The following is a 20,691-nucleotide window of genomic DNA, read 5'->3' as shown; positions in this document are numbered from 1 at the left end:
CACCCCGTGAGGTCGTGAAATAGGTTCGGTTTGGGATATCCGGGGAGGGCAGTGGCCACAACGGAAACAACGGCCTCCACTACGGACACTCACACGCTCGTGCCGGGTCTACGGAGGTGCCACATCACATGGAAACCGCACAGCCACGGCCAGACGACAGTGAGGCGTCGACAACCCCCACCGGGCCCAGCTTGCCGGAGATTTCGCTGCCCACAGGGGGTGGCGCGGTCCGCGGCATCGGCGAGAAATTCGCCGCCAACCCCGCGACCGGGACTGGGTCCACCTCTGTCCCCATAGCAACCAGTCCCGGCCGCGCGGGGTTCGGTCCTTCGTTGAGTCTTGGTTACGACTCGGGAAACGGGAATGGTCCTTTTGGGATCGGTTGGCGGCTCTCGCTCGCGAACGTCACCCGGAAGACTGACAAAGGACTTCCGCGTTACGACGACAGCTCGCCCGACACGTACATCCTGTCCGACACCGAGGACCTTGTGCCCATACCCGGTATCCAGCACCGATTGCACGAGGGCAAAGGTTTCACGGTCCGGCGGTACCAGCCACGTGTCGAGTCGGGACACTCCCGGATCGAGCAGTGGACGCACGACGCCAGCGGCGAGTCGCACTGGCGGGTCATCACCGGCGACAACCTGACCAACCGCTACGGGACCACCGCCGAAAGCCGTATCGCCGACCCGCGCGATCCCCGGCGGATCTTCACCTGGCTGCTGTGCGAATCCGTCGACAGCCGCGGCAACGCGATGCTCTACGAGTACAAGACCGAGGACGCCGCCGGGGTCGACGTCGCGGCGCCACACGAGGCCACCCGCACCGACGCCGACCGCACCGCCCAGCGGTATCTCAAACGGATCAGGTACGGCAACACCGTCTCGCGGCTGCTGGAGCCCGACCTGTCCGGCACCGGCTGGCTGTTCGAGGTGGTCTTCGACTACGGCGAACACGACACCGACTCCCCCGCCGAGAACCGCGACTGGGACGTGCGCGTCGATCCGTTCTCCAGCTACCGTTCCGGCTTCGAGGTGCGAAGCTACCGCCGCTGCCAGCGTGTGCTGATGTTCCACCACTTCCCGGAACTGCCGCCCGACACGCTCGTCAACGCCACCGGCTTCGAGTACCGTGACGACCCGGTGGGCAGCTTCATGTCCACAGTGCGCCGTACCGGCTACCGGCGCGACGGCGCCGGATACGTCACCGCCGCGCTGCCGCCGCTCGAATACGACTACACCCGGGTGGAGATCGACACCCGGCCCCGGCAGCTGGACGAATCCGCGATGGAGAACCTTCCGGTCGGGGTGGAGGGGCCGGGTTACCAGTGGGTGGACCTGGACGGCGAGGGCCTGTCGGGTGTGTTGAGCCAGCAGGCTACCGGCCTTTTCTACAAACCCAATCTCGGCGACGGCCACTTCGGACCGATCCGCCAGGTGTCCTCGCAACCGTCGCTGGCCGACATCGACGGCCCCGGACAGCGGCTGGTCGATCTGGCCGGGGACGGCTCACTGGACCTGGTGGACCTCAACTTCGCGGCGTCGGGTTTCTTCGAGCGGGGCGACGACGGCGAATGGCGGAGCTTCCGTACGTTCGCCTCGCCGCCCAACCTGGACGCCGCCAACCCGAACCTGCGGATGGTCGACCTGACCGGGGACGGCTTGGCCGACATCCTCATCACCGAGGACGACGTGTTCACCTGGCACCCGTCGCTCAGCGAGGACGGCTACGGCGCGGCGATGCGCACCTACCCGCCGCTGGACGAGGCCGACGGGCCCCGGTTGGTGTTCGCCCACGGCGAGGACGCGGTGTACCTGGCCGACATGTCCGGTGACGGACTGTCCGATATGGTGCGTGTCCGTAACGGGGAGGTCTGCTACTGGCCGAACCTCGGCTACGGGGTCTTCGGTGCCCGCGTCACCATGGACGACTCGCCGTGGCTGGACGAGCCCGACCAGTTCGATCCGCGACGGATTCGGCTGGCCGACATCGACGGTTCTGGGACCGTCGACCTGATCTACCTGCACCGCACTGAGGCGCGGGTGTACCGCAACCGTTGCGGCAACGCCTGGGAGGCACCCCAGGGTCTGGGGGTGGCGTTTCCGCGCGCTGACTGGCTCGCGCGGGTGTCGACCGTGGACCTGCTGGGCAACGGCACCGCCTGCCTGGTGTGGTCGTCGCCGCTGCTGGCCGAGACCGGGACCCGGGTGCGGTACCTGGACCTCATGGGCAGCACCAAACCGCACCTGCTGACGTCCATTGTCAACAACATGGGTGCCGAGACGCGCATCGAGTACACGCCCTCGACCCGCTTCTACCTGGACGACCAGCGCGACGGCCGGGACTGGATCACCAGGTTGCCGTTCCCGGTGCACGTGGTGTCCCGTGTGGAGATCGTCGACCGGATCTCCGGGCACCGCTTCGCCACCACCTACACGTACCACCACGGCTACTTCGACGGCGTCGAGCGCGAGTTCCGGGGCTTCGCGATGGTCGAACAGCTCGACACCGAGACCTTCCCCGCGCTCGCCGCGTCGAACGTGGACGCCGTGACGCAGCTGCCGCCGGTGCTGATGAAGACCTGGTTCCACACCGGGGCGCACCTGGGCACCGAGCGGATCTCGCGGCAGCTGGCGGGCGAGTACTACCGGCCCGAGGGCGACGCCGAACTGCTGCTGCCCGACACGGTGCTGCCGGACGGACTCAGCCCCGAGGAGGAGCGACAGGCGCTGCGGGCCCTGCGGGGCAAGCTGTTGCGCAAGGAGGTGTTCGCGCTCGACGGGGGCGTGACCTCCGAGATCCCCTACACGGTGGTGGAACAGAACTACGGGGTGCGGCGGCTGCGGGAAGCGGGTCCCGACGGCTTCGCGGTGTTCCAGGTCCACGGCCGCGAGACCATCACCGCCGACTACGAACGCACACTGTACACACTGGCCGGACAGCCGTTCGCCGATCCCCGGCTGGCCCACGAGGTGGTGCTGCGCGTCGACGAGTTCGGCAACACGCTGGCCAGCGCCGCCGTCAACTATCCCCGTCGCTTCGGCGATCCGGAACTGTCCGGTGAGGACGCGCTGCAACGCCTGACGCAGGTCTTGTACACCGAGTTCGACTACACCAACACCGTGGACGACGCCGACGACTACCGGCTGCCGCAGCCCAGTGGCAACCGGGCCTTCGAGATCCGGGGGCTGGCGCCCGTGTCGGGTGACGGCAAGGGGTTCAACGTCTTCGACTTCACCGAACTGGAAGCCGGGCTGGCGGACACGACCGCCGATATCCCGTACCGCGACACACAGACCGGTGTCGGGCGGCGACTGGTGGAACAGGTGCGGGTCCGGTACCGCCGTGACGATCTGGACGGGCCGCTGCCGTTCGGTGTCCTCGAGGCGCAGGGGCTCCCGTTCGAAAGCTACCGGCAGGCGTTCACCCCCGACATGCTCGACGAACTGTACGGGGACCGGGTGGACGAGGCCGTGCTCGCCGAAGCCGGTTACGTCGGCTTCGACGGCGCGCTGTGGGCGCCGTCGGGGCGGGGTTTCCTGTCCCCGGCCCCGGAGGACTCGGCGGCCGAGGAACTGGCGCACGCCCGGTCGCACTTCTTCGGTGTCCGCCGCGTCCGCGACGCCTTCGGCGCCACGTCGGTGGCCGAGTACGACGAGCACGATCTCGCCGTCGTCGTCACCCGCGACCCGCTCGGCAACGAGGTGCGCGCCGACAACGACTACCGGGTGCTGTTGCCGTGGCAGATCACCGATCCCAACGGCAACCGCAACCGGATCGCCTACGACGCGCTGGGCGAGGTGGCGGGCACCGCGGTCATGGCCAAGGACGGCCAGGACCTCGGCGACAGCCTCGACGACTTCACGATCGACCTGTCCGAGGCCGACATCGCGGCCTATGTCGACGATCCCCGGGAGTCGGCGGCCCGGCTGTTGGGCACCGCGTCCAACCGGGTCCTCCACGACCGGCTGGCCTATCTGCGGACCCGCGACGAGGAGCGTCCGTCGCCGGTCGCCAGTGCCACCATCGCGCGTGAGACCCACGTGTCGGACCTCGATGTCGGCGCCGAGGCGCGGCTCCAGCACCGACTGTCGTATTCGGACGGTTTCGGCCGCGAGATCCAGCGCAAGGCGATAGCCGAGCCGGGGCCGGTTCCCGGCGGCGGGACCGCCGATCCCCGCTGGATCGTCAGCGGCTGGACCGTGTTCAACAACAAGGGAAAGCCGGTCCGCCAATACGAACCGTTCTATTCGGACACGCACCGCTACCAGCCCGACAGTCCCTTCGGCGTCAGTCCGGTGATGTTCTACGACCCGCTCACCCGGGTGGTGGCGGTGCTCAACCCCGACGACACCTGGGAGAAGACCGTCTTCGACCCGTGGCGGCAGGACTTCTGGGACGCCAGCGACACGCTGCTGACCGATCCCCGCAAGGACGGCGACATCGGCGGCTTCGTGCAGTCCTATTTCGACTCGGTTCCGGACTGGACCAGCTGGTACGAACAGCGGGTCGGCGGTGAGCTGGGTCAGGCCGAACGGGAGGCGGCCCGCGCGACCGAACCGCACGCGGGGACCTTCGCCACCAGCTGGTTCGACTCGCAGGGGCGTACCTTCCTGAGCCTGGCCCGCAACCGGTTCGTCCGCGACGGGGCCACCGTCGACGAGCGGCAACGGATACTGACCGAACTGGACATCGAGGGCAACGAGCTGCGGGTGACCGACGCCCTGGGCCGGGTGATGACGGCCTGCGAGTACGACATGCTCGGTCAGCGGGTTTCCCAGTCCGGTATGGACTCCGGGCGCCGACTGCTGCTGGACAGCATCGACGCGCTGCCGGTGCGCGCTTGGCACGACAACGGTTTCGACTACCGCAACGAGTACGACGTCCTGCGCCGCGCCACCGGATACTTCGTGTCCGGCGGTGACCTGGACGGCGAGATCCAGCACGAACGCATCGAGTACGGCGAGACCGTCACGGACGCGTCGAAACGCAACCTGCGGTTGAAAGTCCACCGTCGCTTCGACGCGGCCGGGGTCGCGGTCAACCGGGACTTCGACTTCAAGGGCAATCCGGTGCGGGCCACCCGGCAGCTGGCCACCGAGTACCGGCGTTCCCCGGACTGGTCGACCGACGTGCCGTTGGAGGCGGCGGTCCACGACTCCCGCACCGGCTACGACGCGCTCAACCGTCCGGTGCGGACGGTCGCTCCGGACGGCACCGTCAGTCATCCGCGCTTCAACGAGTCCGGGCTGCTGGACCACCTGGAGGTCAGAGTGGGCGGCGTCGAGGACGCCACCGAGTTCGTCTCCGACGTCGGCTACGACGCGCAGGGCAGGCGGACCCGCGTCGACTACGGCAACGGCACCGTCACGACCTACGAGTACCATCCGCTGACGTTCCGGCTGACCCGGCTGCACACCGTGCGCGGCAAGGAGTCCGTGCAGGATCTGTCCTATGTCTATGATCCGTCGGGGAACCTGACCAGGATCACCGACCGCACCAAACAGGCGGTGTTCTTCCGCAACCAGCGCGTCGAGGCCGGTAACTCCTACACCTACGACTCCACCGGCAGGCTCATCGAAGCCCACGGCCGTGAACACCTGGGGCAGCTGCCGACCGGCCAGGACGACGAGCGGCGGCTCGGCCTGCCGCATCCCAACGACGGCAAGGCGATGGCGCGATACGTGGAGCGCTACGACTACGACGCCGTCGGGAACCTGCTGTCGGTCAGGCACCGCGGCTCGGATCCGCGGCACGGTGGCTGGACGCGCCGGTACCACTACGCCGAGGCCAGCCTCATCGATCCGGCCGACATCGGCAACCGGCTCACCGACGTGGGTGACGCGTCCTTCGCCTACGACGCGCACGGCAACGTCACCGCGATGCCGGAACTGCCGGTGATGGCCTGGAACTTCAAGGACCAGCTCAGCCACAGCTCACGACAGTCCGTCGACGACGGCGACGCCGAGACCACCTACTACGTGTACGACAACACCGGCGAGCGGATGCGCAAGGTCACCGAGCACGGTGGACAGCTGCGCTCCGAACGCGTCTATCTGGGCGGCTTCGAGATCACGCGGACCTACACCGGCGGCGACCTGGACGTGGAGCGGCAGAGCTTCCACGTCATGGACGACAAGAAGCGGGTGGCCATCGTGGACCGCCGCGTCGCCGGCGAGGACCCCGGCGCGGAGTCCCTGACCAGGTACCAGCTCGCCGACCACCTGGGTTCGTCCGGATTGGAGCTCGACGACCAGGCGCAGGTGATCAGTTTCGAGGAGTACTACCCGTTCGGCGGCACCTCGTTCCAGTCGACCCGCGAACATACCGAGACCCCCAAGCGCTACCGCTTCACCGGCAAGGAACGCGACACCGAGTCCGGCCTGTACTACCAGGGCGCCCGGTACTACGCGCCCTGGTTGGGGCGCTGGACCTCGGCCGACCCGGCCGGCCCCCGCGACGGCGCTTGCCCGTACGCCTATGTGGGCAACAATCCGCTGCGGCGCACCGACCCGAGCGGTTTGGAGGGCGACGAACCCGAGCAACTGAACTTCGCGCAGTCACCGGCGTTCTGGCAACAGGTGACCGCCACCGCCAAGGGCCGGGGCATCTCCGACGCCACCCGCGCCAACCTGCAAAAGGTGGCCCAGATGTGGGGCCTGGACGGGCCGATCGCCGCCGGCCACCTCGAAGACCATCCATTCTGGTCACAGCCGGCGGGGACGGTGTCGCCCGTGTACGCGCAGAACGCGCTGTCCAACGCCCTGCAGTCGGTCCAGGAACGCGCCGATTCGCAGGCCGCCAAGGCCGCCGGACTGTTCGCCCGGGTCGGCGGTGCCGACCCCGGCGCGGTGCCCGGCACCAAGTACGGTCAGCCGCCCACCAACCCGAACTTCCTGACGCCGGGATTCCAGTCCTGGACGCCGCCGGGCCCGCAGACGCCGCTGGTCACGTTGCCCGCCACCACGTCCGCCCCGGTGTCGACGCCGCTGGGTCCCGCCCAGCAGTCCTTCGCCTTCCCCGAACCGCCGGCGCAGTTCGAGCTGTTCGACTCCAAGGGACAGCCCACCCGGCCGCAGTTGCCCGTCAGCACCGCCGCGCCGCAGAGCACCCCCAGGCCGCCCTCGCCGCCGAGCACGCCCTCGGCACAGGTGGAGATGGACTACACGCCCCGACCGCCGACGCCCTCGCCCCGGTCCTCGGGTGCCTCGCTGCCCGCGCCGGGTGGTTTCGGCGCCGCCGCCGGCAACGGCGCGCTGGCGATCACCCGCGGCGTGGTCCCGGGTGTCGTCGAAGCCGAGCTGGCCTTCTCCGCCGGGGCCTACTACACCGCGTCGGCCGCCGCCGCGACCACCGGCACCACGTCCACGGCGCTGGCCGCCACCAGTGCCGGACTGACCACCGCCGCCGCCTACACCCCCGTCGTGGGCGCCAGCCTGGCCACCGGCGCGGTGGTGGGCAACCTCGCCGAGTCCGGGGCCACCTCCCTGGGCGCCTCGCAACCCGTCGCCGAGGCGGTCGGCGCGGGCAGCGCCACCCTGGCCGGAGCCGGGGTGGGGGCACTGGTCGGCTCGGTGGTCCCCGGAGTGGGGACCGCCGCCGGAGCCGCGGTGGGCGCCGCGGCCGGATACGCCGGCTACCTGATCAGCAAGTACTGGTGACCCTCCTGGCCACCACCGCATCACAACGATTGGTCTACTAAGGAGAGAAACCATGGCCGCGTTGATCGTCATCCGGATACACCCGGTAGCACCAACCAGTGGATCGGCCTTCACGTCCTCATTGACCGGACTGAAGATCAAGGTCTTCGACCTGCGCACCAAGGTGCTGCCGGGCGGCACCGAGATCGGCACCGCCGAGTACGTGGCGCCGCCGGACAACAGCAAGCCGTGGCTCCCGGCGCCGACCTCGCGGATCGTGCAGCACTACTCGCCGCCGGACGTCGGACCGCCGCCGAAGCCGCCGCAGCCGCTGGCGGTGGCCACCGCCGTCATCGAGGTTCCGTCGCTGGCCTCGCATCCCGAGCACTCCACCAGCGACCTGCGACTGGAGATCACCCGGGGCACCGGGACCATCATCCACAAGCAGCTGTACTTCAACGTGCCGGTCAACGCCGGGCCGCTGCCCGCCAGCCTGGCCTTCCCGAACCTGGAACCGACGAGCCTGTACCTGCCCATCGTGTCGCCGGGCCTGGAGAAGAACCCCGACGACGCCTATGTGGACCTTCCCGCCAACGGACAGCCGCCGGGCTTCGCCGAGCTGAAGTCGGCGGTGGAGAAGGTGCTGGGCAACGACCCCAAGGACGGTTCGGTCGCGCTGAGCGACCTGACCCCGCAGCAGGCGCGGCACATCGCCTCCGAGATCGTGTGGAACGCCAAGTTCCGGCCCCGGCCGCCACTGGGGACCAACGTCCTGGAGAACCTCTACACCGTGACGCCCGGGGAGAGCTCCGAGCAGGCGCAGGCCGAGGAGCAGGCGCGCAAGAAGTTCGAGGGCGAGCTGGCGTCCTACTACCCCACCGGTGAGGCCGAGGCCGAACGGTTGGCCGGATACGTCTTCGCACTGTCCACAGCGGTGCGTTCCGAGGCGCTCAGCAATGCCGCCACCAAGGTCGGCTTCCGGTTCCCGGTGGTGCCCGGGGCGACCGAGACCGGGGAACGGTTCCGGTCGGCGCGGGTGTTCCTGACCGCGCCCAACCCGCCCGGCGGCCCGGTGGCGCCCGCCTTCAGCGTCCCGGCCAACTACTTCTACGTCCTGGGGGCGTCACTGTCGTTCCAGGTCACCGCGGACCAGCGGTACCAGTTGGCGCTGCTGGCCGTGGAGGAGCGGTCCCGCCGACAGTTGCGCGAGGCCGTCGACAACGGCGTCATCACCGAGGGCGCGGTCAAGATCAACCAGGCGGTGCGGCGACTGCGGGCGCTGGGCGACACCGGCGGTGCCGACCCGACCCACCCGGTGACGGCGGGCAGCACGGTGGCCACACTGGTCACCGACTGGCTGGCGTTCACCGGCGAGGACATCAACGCCTTCTGGGACGCGCTTCCAGTGTCCGACAACGCCGGGCACCTGGAGCTGGTGCTGCGGGCGCTCACCGGCGACCACAAGGCACTGATCGACGTCATCCGGCCGACCGCCACCAGCGCGGCGCAGCTGCGCAACCGGCCCGAGGCCGAATGGCGGGCACTGTTCGGTGAACCCATCAACGTGGCCCTGCTGCCGCCGTTCACCAAGCCCGGCTCCGCGGCCGAACGGCTCAACGCGTTCATCCGGCACGTGCAGAAGTTCTTCGTCGTGGCCACCGAGGTCACCGACCCTGCCGACCCCGATCCCGGTGGCCCGCCGTCCTTTCACAAGCTCGGCGCCGACCCGCTGTCGCTGTTCGTGCAGGCCTACAACTCCGGCGGGGCACCGTTCTTCGAGTTCGGCACCGCCTGGGACACCGCGCGGGTGGCCGCCGCCGTCCACGAGGTCTTCGGTTCCGACCCCGAGGCCGCGGCCTGGCTGCAACAGCTGGTGGAGACGATCGAGGAGCTGACCTGGCTGGCCAAGGACGTGCCGGACGAGGTGGCGTTCTCGGTCATGGAGGCCCTGTACGCGCGCGGGTTCACGTCCCGTTCGCAGGTGGGGCAGCTGTCGGAGGACGAGTTCACGACCGCGTTGATCGGCACCATCGCCTACGAACACGCCGACGCGATCTACGGCCAGTCGCTGGGAAACGGTGACGGGAACGGGAACGGCGACGGCCGCGAGGACGAGTTCGTTCCCGTCAACGACGACGGCTGCCTGGTCAACTGCCTGCCGCCCGACCACCTCTCGGCGCTGGGCCCGGTGCGGTATCTGCACGAACTGTTGCGGCTCACCAGGTTCTCCACCTGCGACGATCTCGGCCACGGCACCGACTCGCTGAGCCTGGGTGCCCTGCTGGCGCAGCGCCGGGGACCACTGGGCGACCTGCTGGCCAGCGCCGCCAACCTCGGCGTCCCACTGCCGCTTGTGGACCTCGTCAACGAGTGCCTGGAGAACGTCGCGGCCGGGCTGCCCGCCGCCGTCGGCGCGGTCTACCAGACCGGCGAGCACACCGAGACGCTGCTGGAGGCGGTGCCGGAGCACTCGACCCCGGCGACCCCGGTGGCCGAACCGAGCGGCTACGACAAGCTGCGCGCCGACTTCTCGGCGCCGCCGCTGCCGTACCACCAGGGGCTGGACATCAACCGGACCTACCTCAAACACCTGCGCACCAGCAGGTTCGACACCATGCGCCGGTTCCGGCGCGACATCACCGAGCTGGTGCTCGACCCGGCCAAGGAACCGGCGCAGTTCCAGCGGCACCTGTGGCGCTACCCGGTGCGGTTCGACATCGCGATGGAGTACCTGGGCATCACCGCCGAGGAGTACGAGAACCTCTACGCCGAGGACCTGACCGCGACCTGGGAGCTGTACGGCTTCACCGACGAGGTGATCCGCGACGTGTCGTGGACCAACACCGTGGTGTGGCTGTCGGAGTTCCTGGAGCGCACCGGCCTGGACTACTGCGAGTTCCTGCAGTTGTGGCGCTCGGAGTTCGTGGTCTTCAAACGCGCCGGTCGCCGGGATCGCGAGCTCACCTTCGACGATTGTGAACCGTGCGAACTGGACGACTACCGCATCGAGTTCGTCAACCCCAAGGACGCCGCCGACGCGCTGCGGCGGCTGATCGTGTTCATCCGGTTGTGGCGCAAGCTGCGTGAGCTGCCCGGCGGCGGCTACGACTTCGCGACGCTGCGGGACATCTGCGAGGTGTTGCGGCTGTTCGACTCCGGCGGTCACATCAACCCGGACTTCATCCGGCAGCTGGCGGCGTTCCAGATGCTGCGCGACGACTTCTCGCTGGCGCTGACCGACGGCAGTACCGCCGCGCCGGGAGCCACCGGCGCCAAGCGGACCCACATCCTGTCGCTGTGGGTGGGCCCCTCGGCGACGCACTGGCCCTGGGCGATCGACGAACTGCTCGACCAGGTGCAGGTGCACGCGCAGGTGCGGCACGGCTGCGGCTGCCGGGAACCGGAGTTCCTGAAGCTGCTGGCCGAGAACCTCGATCCACTGTCGATACTGGCCGGTTTCGATCCCGGGCAGACGGCCGACACCTGGCACGCGCGTCCGACCCACACGCTGCGGTTCGCCGAGATCCTCGGCAAGATCTACGCCTCCGACTTCGGCATCGGCGAGGTGCTGTTCCTGTTCTCCAGCGACGACCACGTCGACGGCGACGACCCGTTCCCGCTGCAACCGCACAACGAGGCGCAGGACTCGCCGTTGGGGCTGCCCGACGACGAGACCCCGTACTCGCTGTGGGAGCTGCGGGACAAGCTGCTGGCCGTCGAGGTGTCCGATGAGGACGTCGATGCCTGGAGCTGGTCGAACATCTCCACGACACTGCGCGGCGAGTTCGGTTTCGCCCCGCAGGGCGGCACCGACCCGCTGATCACACTCGGCGAGCACTACTTCCCGTCCATTCTGGAGGCCGAGGGTTACCCGGTTCCGGTGTCGCACCGGCAGTACCGCACCGGGCTGCCGCTGGCCGGAACCGCGCCGCTGATGTGGAACACGCCCGCGGGCGGGCCGTACCGCTACGACATCGGCGCCCAGGAACTGTGGACGCAGCTGCCGCTGACCGACGAGGCCGTCATCGCCAAACTGTCGCGGATCCGGCAGCTGAAGGGCCCCGAGCGGGTGGCCGTCAACGAGCTGTACTTCCGGCCCCGCGCCGATCTGGCGCCGTTCGCGTTCGTCTTCGACAACTTCACCCAGGCCGAGGAGGCGCTGATCCAGGAGGCCGACGAACAGGCGCGCTGGCGTTACTTCCAGCGCGAGTTCGCGCGCTGCCACGCCCGCTGCGTCGTCATCGCCGAGCACCTGGCCGCGCACGTCGACAAGGCCAGCACCCGCGAGTCCAGTGAGGGCTACGCGCTGGCGTGGACCTTGCTGCGCAAGCTGTTCGCCGACGAGAACCGGGCCGTCACCAGCTGGGAGGACGACTCGGGCGAACCACCCGAGGTGACCTGGCCGGACCAGCCCAGCGCGGGTGCCTTCGCGGCGCTGCTGGGCCTGACCGGAACCGGTCTGCTGGGCGAGTTCACCCCGCAGGACCAGCCGCTGGCGTGGCGGGAGGTGCGCGGCCCCATGGACGTCTTCGGGCCGGAGGAGAACGCCGCCAACGTCCAGATCCCGACGGTGCTGCCGGGCCTGGACCTGAGTCTCACGCATTCGCAGCAGCTGTACGCCAGTTCCCGCAACGGTTTCACGCTGGCCAACGCCGACGGCGAACTGCTGGGCGGCGCCCAGGGCTTCACAGCACAGTGGAGCGGTCTGCTGCTGGTCGACGGCGAGGGCGACTACGAGTTCCACGCCGGGATGCCCTCACCCGAGGGTGAGGCGCCCGAGTTCGACCCCGACACCGACATGCGCTGGCGGGTGCAGATCCGGCGCGGCCAGCGCAGCTGGGTGGTGCTGAGCCATCACTGGCCGGACGAGTCGGCGCCGTCGGCGTGTTCGACGCCGCTGCCGCTGCGCCGGGGCACGTACCAGCTGGTCGTGGAGTTCCAGTTCCCGCAACCGGAGTACGACGGACCCGAGGACGTCTGCCCGGTCCCGGGCGGGTTCCAGGTCAAGTACCGCGGCCCCGACACCGATGACGTCATCGCCACGGTGCCGCACCACCGGTTGTTCCGCGACCGCAAGACCAAGCCGCTGGACGAGAACATCCGGCCGTTGAGCAACGCGGCCAAGGACTTCCTGGAGCTGCACTACACCAGTACCGTCCGCGACATCCGCCGCACGTACCAGCGCGCCTTCAAGGCGCTGCTGTTCGCGCACCGGTTCAGCCTGTCGGCGGTCCCGGCCGCCGACGACGGCCAGTCCGAGATCGACTATCTGCTGGCGCACGCGCAGGACTTCACCGGTACCAGCTACTACCGGCAGGGCGGCGGCTTCGAGGTGCACCGCGCCTGGTTCGACCCGAACTTCCTGCCGCTGAAGGACAACTACTTCTCGCCGACCCCGGCGCAGGACCGCCGGGTGAAACCGACCGCCAAACGGCAGCAGGCGCTGTTCGACTGGTGGGAGCGGCTGTTCGACTACACGGTGGTGCGGCGCGACGCCTACACCGCCACCGAACGGCCACTGTGGTTCCTGTTCCACGAGGCCGCCGAGAACCACCCCGACGATCCCGCGCACCTGTTGCGTCACATGGGTGTCGACCTGTTGCACACCCGGCTGCTGCTGCGGTACTACGAGGGCTACCAGGTGTCCAGTGAGGATCTGGAGGACGAGCGCTGGGCGGTGCGCGTCTGGCACGCCGAGAACTGGGTCCGGGCGGTGCGCGAGCACTTCCTGGTCAAGGACATCCGCGACGCCCGACCCGACCTGTGGGCCGGGAACGACCCGGGGGCGCTGGAGGCGGGCGAGACCGTCACCGGCAACCAGAACCTCACCACCTTCGTCCACGACGGTTGCTTCCACAACGGACAGCCGATCCGGTTCGCCGATGTCAAGCGGCTCAACGACGGGCTGCGGGAACGCGCCCGGGCGGCGCTGCTGGCGTACCTGTGCGGCATGGACCGGGTCTCGCTGCCGTGGGGCGGTTTCGCCCGGGTGCCCAGGGACCTGTCGGAGCTGCTGCTCATCGACGTCGAGGCGGGTCTGTGCGAGAAGGCCAGCCGGATCGAGGAGGCCGTCACGGCGGTGCAGACGCTGGTGCAGCGGGCCCGGCTGGGTCTGGAACCGGCGCTGGAGTTGCCCGAGGGCTTCAAGCTGCTGTGGGACCGTCGCTTCGCGACCTTCCGGGTCTGGGAGGCCTGCGCGCGGCGCGAGTACTACCCGGAGAACTGGATCGACTGGGACGCACTGGAACAGGCTCGCCGCAGTGAGGCGTTCACGTTCCTGGAGGACGAGCTGCGGCGCGTCACCCTGACGGTTCCCAAGCCGGGCGGCATGGAGTACTGGAAGGGCCACCGGCCGCCGGTCCACCCCGGACTGATCCCGTTGCAGTCGCGGGAACCGGCACAGATCGAGGGCATCGACCCCGAGCACCACGGCTGGGACCTGCTGGGCACTCCCGAACGGGCGGCCCGCAACTCGTGGCTGGCCACCGTCGGGCTGTACCGCGGTCGCGACGACGACGGCGGCGAGGACCCGCCACCCACCGACGACCCGCCGCCGCGGCCCAACGACCCACCGCCGCCCCGGCGCGAGGTCGCGAACCGCGAACACGGCAACGGCAACGGCAACGGAGTCCACAGTGACAACGTGCCGCTGTGGGTCAAGGCCGCGATCCGGCTGGGCGTCCAGTTCGTCCGGGTCGCCGCGGCAGCCGAACCCCCGGCCAGCGCCGAGTTCAAGCCGAACCATCCGCAGGACGAACCCGCCTGCTGCACCGAATGCGGTGAGGTGCACAAGCCGGGCGTCGACGAGTACTACTTCTGGCCGATCAACTCCGGGCACTACACCGAGCGCGAGCAGGACGCGGGCTGGAGCTGGCACGAGCCGGACATGCTGCCCAAGCTGCTGCACTGGGAGTCCGAGTCGATGGTGCATCTGGCCTGGACCCGGGTCCACAACGGCCAGTTCATGCAGCCGAGGCGTTCGTCCGAGGGCGTGATGCTGGACGGCACCCCGAAGCTGCTGTTCCGGGGTCGTACCGCCGATTCGCTGACCTTCGAGGTCGAGGGTGGACTCGCGCCGGTCGGGCACGACGCCACGACGGCGCCGGGCTTCCGCTACGACCTGGTCACCGACTCGGCGGTGACGCTGCCGTTGGTGGCGCCCTCCAGCGCCACGCCGCCGACCTTCCCCGGCGAGCTGACCTCGTACCCGTACTTCGGGTACTTCAGTCCCGGCGCGCCGGTGACCCCGGACTCGCCGTTCGCCCCGGCGCTGGTGGTGGCGGCCAGTCTGCGCACCCACTGCCAGTACGAGGCGGCGTTGAAGTGGTACGAGCTGGTCTTCGACCCGTTGCACGACGACTCCAGCTGGTGCTATTCGGACGACGGCGGCAGCGACAACGAGCACGAGCCGATACCGCGCGGCAAGTCCGGCCACTGGTCGTCGGACTCCGAGAAGAAGTCGATCACCCTGCACTACCTGGAAACCCTGCTGCAGTGGGGTGACGCGGTGATGCGGCGCCACTCGCCGGAGTCGTTCGCGCGGGCCCGGCTGATCTTCGACACCGCGGCGCGGCTGCTGGGTGAACGGCCCCGCACCATCAACGCGACCGTCCCGTTCGAACAACCGCCGAAGGTGTCGAACTTCGTGGCGATCGGGGAACCGGTCAACCCGAGGCTGATGAGCCTGTACGACCAGGTCCGGGACCGGCTGGCGCTGATCCACGCGTGCGTCAACGACCGTCGTCACCACAATGGCAGTGCCACTTCAAAAGCGCGGCCCAATGTGGACATGCCGTACTTCGGTGACACCGAACTGCGCGACGGCTGGCAGTCGGACACCCAGACCTGTCTGGACGACGGCGACTGGTGCGCCCCGGCCAGCCCGTACCGGTTCACGTACCTGGTGCAGAAGGCCAACGAGGTGGCCGCCGAACTCAAGGCGCTGGGCGCCGGGCTGCTCGCGGCCTACGAGAAGGGCGACGCGGAGTACCTGGCCTCACTGCGCAGCACCCACGAGCGGCAGCTGGTGAACCTGGCGCTGGCCAACCGGCAGAACCAGTGGCGCGAGGCCGACTGGCAGGTGCAGGCGCTGCGCAAGACCAAGGAGATCGCGCAGACCCGGCGCCGCTACTACGCCACGCTGCTGGCCAACGGGCTCAACAGCGGCGAGACCGAGTACGTCGCGCTGACCGGCGTGGCGATCGGCGCCAAGGTGGCCGCCAACGTCTCCGAGGCCATCGCGCAGGGCATGGCGATCGTCCCGGACATGTGGGTCGGTGTCGCCGGTATCGCCGGTACCCCGCTCAACTTCGTCCAGGTCCCGTTGGGCACCAAGCTGGCCGGGGTGTTCTCCACCATCGCGCGGATCTCGCACGGCGTGGCCGACATCGCCTCCACCACCGGCGGTCTGCGGTTGACCCAGGCGGGTTGGGACCGGCGCGAGGAGGAGTGGCGGCACCAGGTCGAGGTGCTGGACATCGAGATCGACCAGATCGAACGCCAGATCCTGGCCGCCGAACGCCGCCGCGACGTGGCGCTGCGGGAACTGAACATCCATCAGCGTCAGATCGAGCAGTCGGCCGAGGTGCAGGACTTCCTGCGCGACAAGTTCTCCAGTCACGACCTGTATCTGTTCCTGCAGGCCGAGACCGCGGCGCTGCATCGCCAGACCTACGAGCTGGCGCTGCACGTGGCCCGGCAGGCCCAGCGGGCGTTCAACTACGAGTCCGGGCACACCGCCAGGGCGTTCCTGCTGGACGAGGCGTGGGACGACCTGCGCGAGAACCTGTTGTCCGGAGAACGGATGCAGCTGTCGCTGCGCCAGATGGAACACACCTATCTGGACGAGAACCTGCGCGAGTACGAACTCACCAAGCACCTGTCGCTGCGGCTGCACTTCCCGGCGGAGTTCCTGCGGTTGCAGGCCACCGGCACCTGTGACATCGACATCCCCGAGTGGATGTTCGACGTGGACTATCCGGGGCAGTACATGCGGCGCGTCAAGAACGTCACCATGACGATCCCGTGCGTCGCCGGTCCCTACACCGGGGTCCACTCCCGACTGACGCTGTTGTCCAGCGCCACCCGGGTGTCGCCGGTGCTGTCGGACGCGCCGCCGCGCTGCTGCGACGAGGAGTCGGGCGAGTGCGAGTGCGGTGGCCACAACGGTTACCCGCTGCGGCACGACGATCCGCGGGTGGTGCGGCAGTACGCGGCGACCGAGGCCATCGCGACGTCCACCGGGCGCAACGACTCCGGCCTGTTCGAGCTGAACTTCCGCGACGAGCGGTACCTGCCGTTCGAGTTCGCCGGGGCGGTCAGCCGCTGGCGGATCGAGCTGCCGCAGCAGAACAACCAGTTCGACATCGAGACGGTCTCCGACGTGGTGCTGCACCTGGGTTACACGGCCCGCGAGGGCGGCGACAACCTGCGCCGGGCCGCGGCGGAGGTCGCGCAGGCCCAGCTGCCGTGCGCGGGAGTGCGCTACTTCGACGTCGCGCACGACATGCCGCAGCTGTGGCACCGGCTGGACGCCGACCAGCAGCTGCCGTTGCGGTTGTCGCGCAGCATGTTCCCGTTCCTCACCGGCGGCAAACAGGTCAACGTCTCCCGGGTCGACATGTTCGTCGAGACCTGCGGTCCCGAGACTCCCAGCGACCACCACCTGGCCACGTTCGCGCCGATCGTGTGCGGCGAGGAGGTCGACGAGTGCGACCGCACGGAGGTCCACTGTGTCGCGAGCGACGACTGGCCGAACATGTTCCACGGCGTCGTGGAGGGTGTCGACCTGGCGGCGATCACCGGTTCCGAGAGCCACGACCTGGGTGTCTTCCGGCTACCGGAGTCGCTGGGCAAGGCGGAGCGCATCATCCTGTTGTGCCGCTTCGACGTGACGCCCGGCAGCTGTGAGCCTGTCGTCCACAAGGGCGGGCACGGGCACCATCATTAAACCCTCACCACGGTCGTGGGCGGCGTGTTTGGGGCACGCCGCCCACGGCCTCTCGTTGCGGGGCTCAGTAGGAGCAGGTGTTGAGCATCGACTGCAGCGCGGTCTTCTCCGCGGACTGGAGCTTCAGTCCCCATTTGTGCTTCGCGTGGATCCACATCTTGGCGTACAGGCAGTAGGCGCCGGTGCGCGGCGGTTTCCACGCGGAGGGGTCCTTGTCCCCTTTGGAACTGTTCACGGTCGCGGTGACGGCGATGAGCTCGGTGCCGACGACGTCGTTGGCGAAGTCCTGCCGCTTGGCGGTGGTCCAGGAGCTGGCTCCCGAACGCCACGCCTCGGCCAACGGGACCTGGTGGTCGATGGAGACCTCCGAGGCGACGGTCTTGACGACGCCGTCCCACTGGCTGTACCACTTGCCCGAGGTCGGGTAGCAGTCCGAACCGACGGTCACGTAGTCGGCGTCGCGTTTGAGGATCGTCTCGCGGGCATTGCAACTGCCCGAGATGGTCACCCAATGTGGGAACTTGTCGCGCGAGTATCCGGTCATGGAGCCCTCGCTGGCGACGGAGAGGCCGTTGAGCTCGGACTGGATGACGGATTTGGACGGGATGTTCGCGGGAATCGCCGCGGCGGGCGAGGGCCAGGCGATGGCCAAAGCGGCGAAGACGAACACGGACACCATAAATCCAATGAGGATTCTTCGGGGCAGGCGGGCAGTGCCGGGCATTTTTCCTCCTGGGGGCGTTGAGGATCAGCCAACACAATCATTCATTTACATGAATTGCCCATAACTTCCGATGTCGCCGAATCGTCGGCGTCGGTAAGAGTCCGCGGCCCGCTCGCGCGGTCAGCTCAGTTCGGCGCTGCCCAGTTCCCGCAGCCGCTTCGGCTCCGCGACGCTGGCGGTGTGCCAGCGGGCCCTCGTCTTGCGGCCGGACAGGTCCACGGTGGCCAGGGCGTTGTCGAACCACGGCCCCCGGTTCATCCGCCAGCTGAACGGTGTGCGGTGCACCCGCGCCAGCCGGGCCAGCAGGTAACCGAAGATCCCGGCCACCCGCACCGAACCCACCACATTGGCCCACCGCAGCAGCCGGGGCAGCGGGTGCCGGATCGCCGAGCAGGTCACCTGGTGCACCATGCCCCGGGCACTCCTGATGCGCGCCTTGGCGAGATAGGAGTAGTGCACGTCGCCCGACAGGAAGACCACCGCCGCCGGTGCCTTGCCCCAGTTGCCGCGCACCCGTTCCATGATCAGGAACGACATCCGCTGGAAGCTCTCCCGAAACGCGCCCCAGTGCTCCAGGTCGATGGTCTGGCGGATCTTCTCGGCCAGTTTGGCGAAGGTCTTGCCCCACACGCCGTCGCACACCGCCTCGTTCCACGACTCCACATAGTGCAGTCCGGTGGGCAGCAGCACCGGCACCGACGACGCGATCAGCAGCTGGTCGCACTCGGCGGTGGCCTGTTCCCGGAACCAGTCCCACTCCGGTTCGTCCACGATGCGGCGTTTGCGCGGCGTCAGGTCCCGGGCGCACCGCGAGTCCAGCATGATCAGCCGGGTACCGCCGAACTCCTGCTGGAAACTCCACCGCACCGAGGTCGAGTCCTCCCAGGCCCGCCAGGCGAACTCGTCCAGCGCCGCGGCGCCGTCCCCGTCCGACTCGCGCAGCGCCGCGAACAACGGGTCCTCGGCCCGGTCCTTCGGCGACATGTTGCCCAGGTGCTGGTAGATCCAGTAGCTCCCCAGCCCCGCGATCACCCGGCGCTTCCACCAGGGCTGCTTCAGCATGGTGTCGCGCCACGCCATCGAGGTGTTCCAGTCGTCGCGCAGGTCGTGGTCGTCGAAGATGGCCAGCATCGGCACCGTCGACAGCAACCAGCGCACGGCCGGTTGGGCCCAGGACTGCCGGTACAGCTCGGCGTACTCCTCGAAGTCGGCGATCTCCTCGCCCGGCGGGACACTCACGTCGCGGCGGTCCCGGATGAACTGACGCACCTCTTCGGGGGGAATGTCGGCGTAGACCTGGTCGCCGAGCATCAACAGCGCGTCCGGCCGGGTGCCGTCACCGTCGGCGGCGAGCTGGTGGGCGAAGGCCGCCAGCATGTCGACGCCGAACCTGGCGTCCCCGTACTGCTCGTCGGCGCTGACCCGGCACGAACCCAGCACCAGCCGGTGGTCGCCGTCGGGGTTGACGGTGCGGATGACGGGGGGCGGGAATTCGCTGTCGGCTTCGGGCCAGGCCGTGCGGCCGTCCAGGGTCACGGTGTAGGGCGTGACGCTGCCGGGCGCCAGGCCGGAGACCTCCACCAGCGCGTAGTGGTGGCCGTGCACGGTGAAGGTGGCCGCGCTGGCGTCCAGAACCCCCACGCGGCAGGGAGAGTCGGTCTCCACCCACACCGCGGCGGTGGATTCGTCGACCCGACGCAGCATCGGACCGAGCACGATTTGAGCCATCAACGCTCCCGAGAAGGTGAGGAACCACCAAATCCTGTCACAGCCTCCGGTGCCGTCCCACCGCACAGTCGCCGATATTCGATACCGCACACCGGTCGGCGGACTCTACGATCACGCGGTGACCCACATGATCCTGCTCAACGGCGGCTCCAGTTCCGGTAAGTCCTCGATCGCGCGGTGCCTGCAGGACATCCTGCCGCGACCGTGGCTTGCCCTCAGCGTCGACGACTTCGTCGACGCGCTGCCGGAGGCGATGCGCTCCTCCGACGAGGGCATCGAGTTCGCCGACGACGGCGCGGTCAACGTCGGCGACCAGTTCCGGAAGCTGGAGGTCGCGTGGATGGCGGGCGTCGCGACGATGGTGCGCGAGGGCGCGCCCGTGGTCATGGACGACGTGTTCCTCGGCGGCGCGGACTCGCAGCGACGGTGGCGCGAGGCCCTCGACGGGCTCGACGTGCTGTGGGTCGGGGTGCGGTGCGACGGCGCGGAGGCCGCGCGGCGGGAAAGCGCGCGCGGCGACCGGACCACCGGTATGGCCGAGCAGCAGGCGGAGCTGGTGCATCGCGGCGTCACCTACGACCTGGAGGTCGACTCGACCCACCTGTCGGCCCGCGAATGCGCCGAGGCCATCGCCGCCAAGCTCGGCTGAG

The 20,691-nt window shown here is 69.1% G+C and carries 5 protein-coding genes; 3 read left to right on the top strand and 2 right to left on the bottom strand.

What is annotated here, in order from left to right; translation table 11 throughout:
- Window positions 1-128: 128 nt before the first annotated feature.
- Both SNAS_RS09345 and SNAS_RS09340 read left to right on the top strand, forming a co-directional pair.
- The gene (locus SNAS_RS09345; protein ID WP_013017160.1) at window positions 129-7,661 is read left to right on the top strand and encodes a SpvB/TcaC N-terminal domain-containing protein; all 7,533 of its coding nucleotides are present in this window, start codon (window positions 129-131) and stop codon (window positions 7,659-7,661) included.
- A gap of 52 nt (window positions 7,662-7,713) precedes the next feature.
- Window positions 7,714-17,589 carry a Tc toxin subunit A-related protein gene (locus tag SNAS_RS09340; protein ID WP_013017159.1) on the top strand — a complete coding sequence of 3,292 codons (9,876 nt, stop codon included), beginning with the start codon at window positions 7,714-7,716 and terminating at the stop codon, window positions 17,587-17,589.
- Window positions 17,590-17,653: 64 nt separating this feature from the next.
- Here SNAS_RS09340 and SNAS_RS09335 read toward each other — a convergent pair whose 3' ends face one another.
- Both SNAS_RS09335 and SNAS_RS09330 read right to left on the bottom strand, forming a co-directional pair.
- Window positions 17,654-18,268, bottom strand: a complete 615-nt coding sequence (locus SNAS_RS09335; RefSeq protein ID WP_144300444.1) for an HNH endonuclease family protein — start codon at window positions 18,266-18,268, stop codon at window positions 17,654-17,656.
- Window positions 18,269-18,433: 165 nt separating this feature from the next.
- A complete protein-coding gene (locus SNAS_RS09330) occupies window positions 18,434-20,041 on the bottom strand; it encodes an alkaline phosphatase D family protein (RefSeq protein WP_013017157.1) in 1,608 nt (535 codons plus the stop codon).
- A 127-nt stretch (window positions 20,042-20,168) separates the two neighbouring features.
- On the opposite strand from SNAS_RS09330, the gene cpt reads away from it, so the two are divergent.
- A complete protein-coding gene (gene cpt, locus SNAS_RS09325) occupies window positions 20,169-20,690 on the top strand; it encodes a chloramphenicol phosphotransferase CPT (protein WP_013017156.1) in 522 nt (173 codons plus the stop codon).
- Window position 20,691 lies beyond the last annotated feature (1 nt).

Origin of the sequence: Stackebrandtia nassauensis DSM 44728, from assembly GCF_000024545.1 — a bacterium.
In the GTDB taxonomy this organism is placed as follows: domain Bacteria; phylum Actinomycetota; class Actinomycetes; order Mycobacteriales; family Micromonosporaceae; genus Stackebrandtia; species Stackebrandtia nassauensis.
This window is presented reverse-complemented; position numbering and strand designations above follow the sequence as displayed.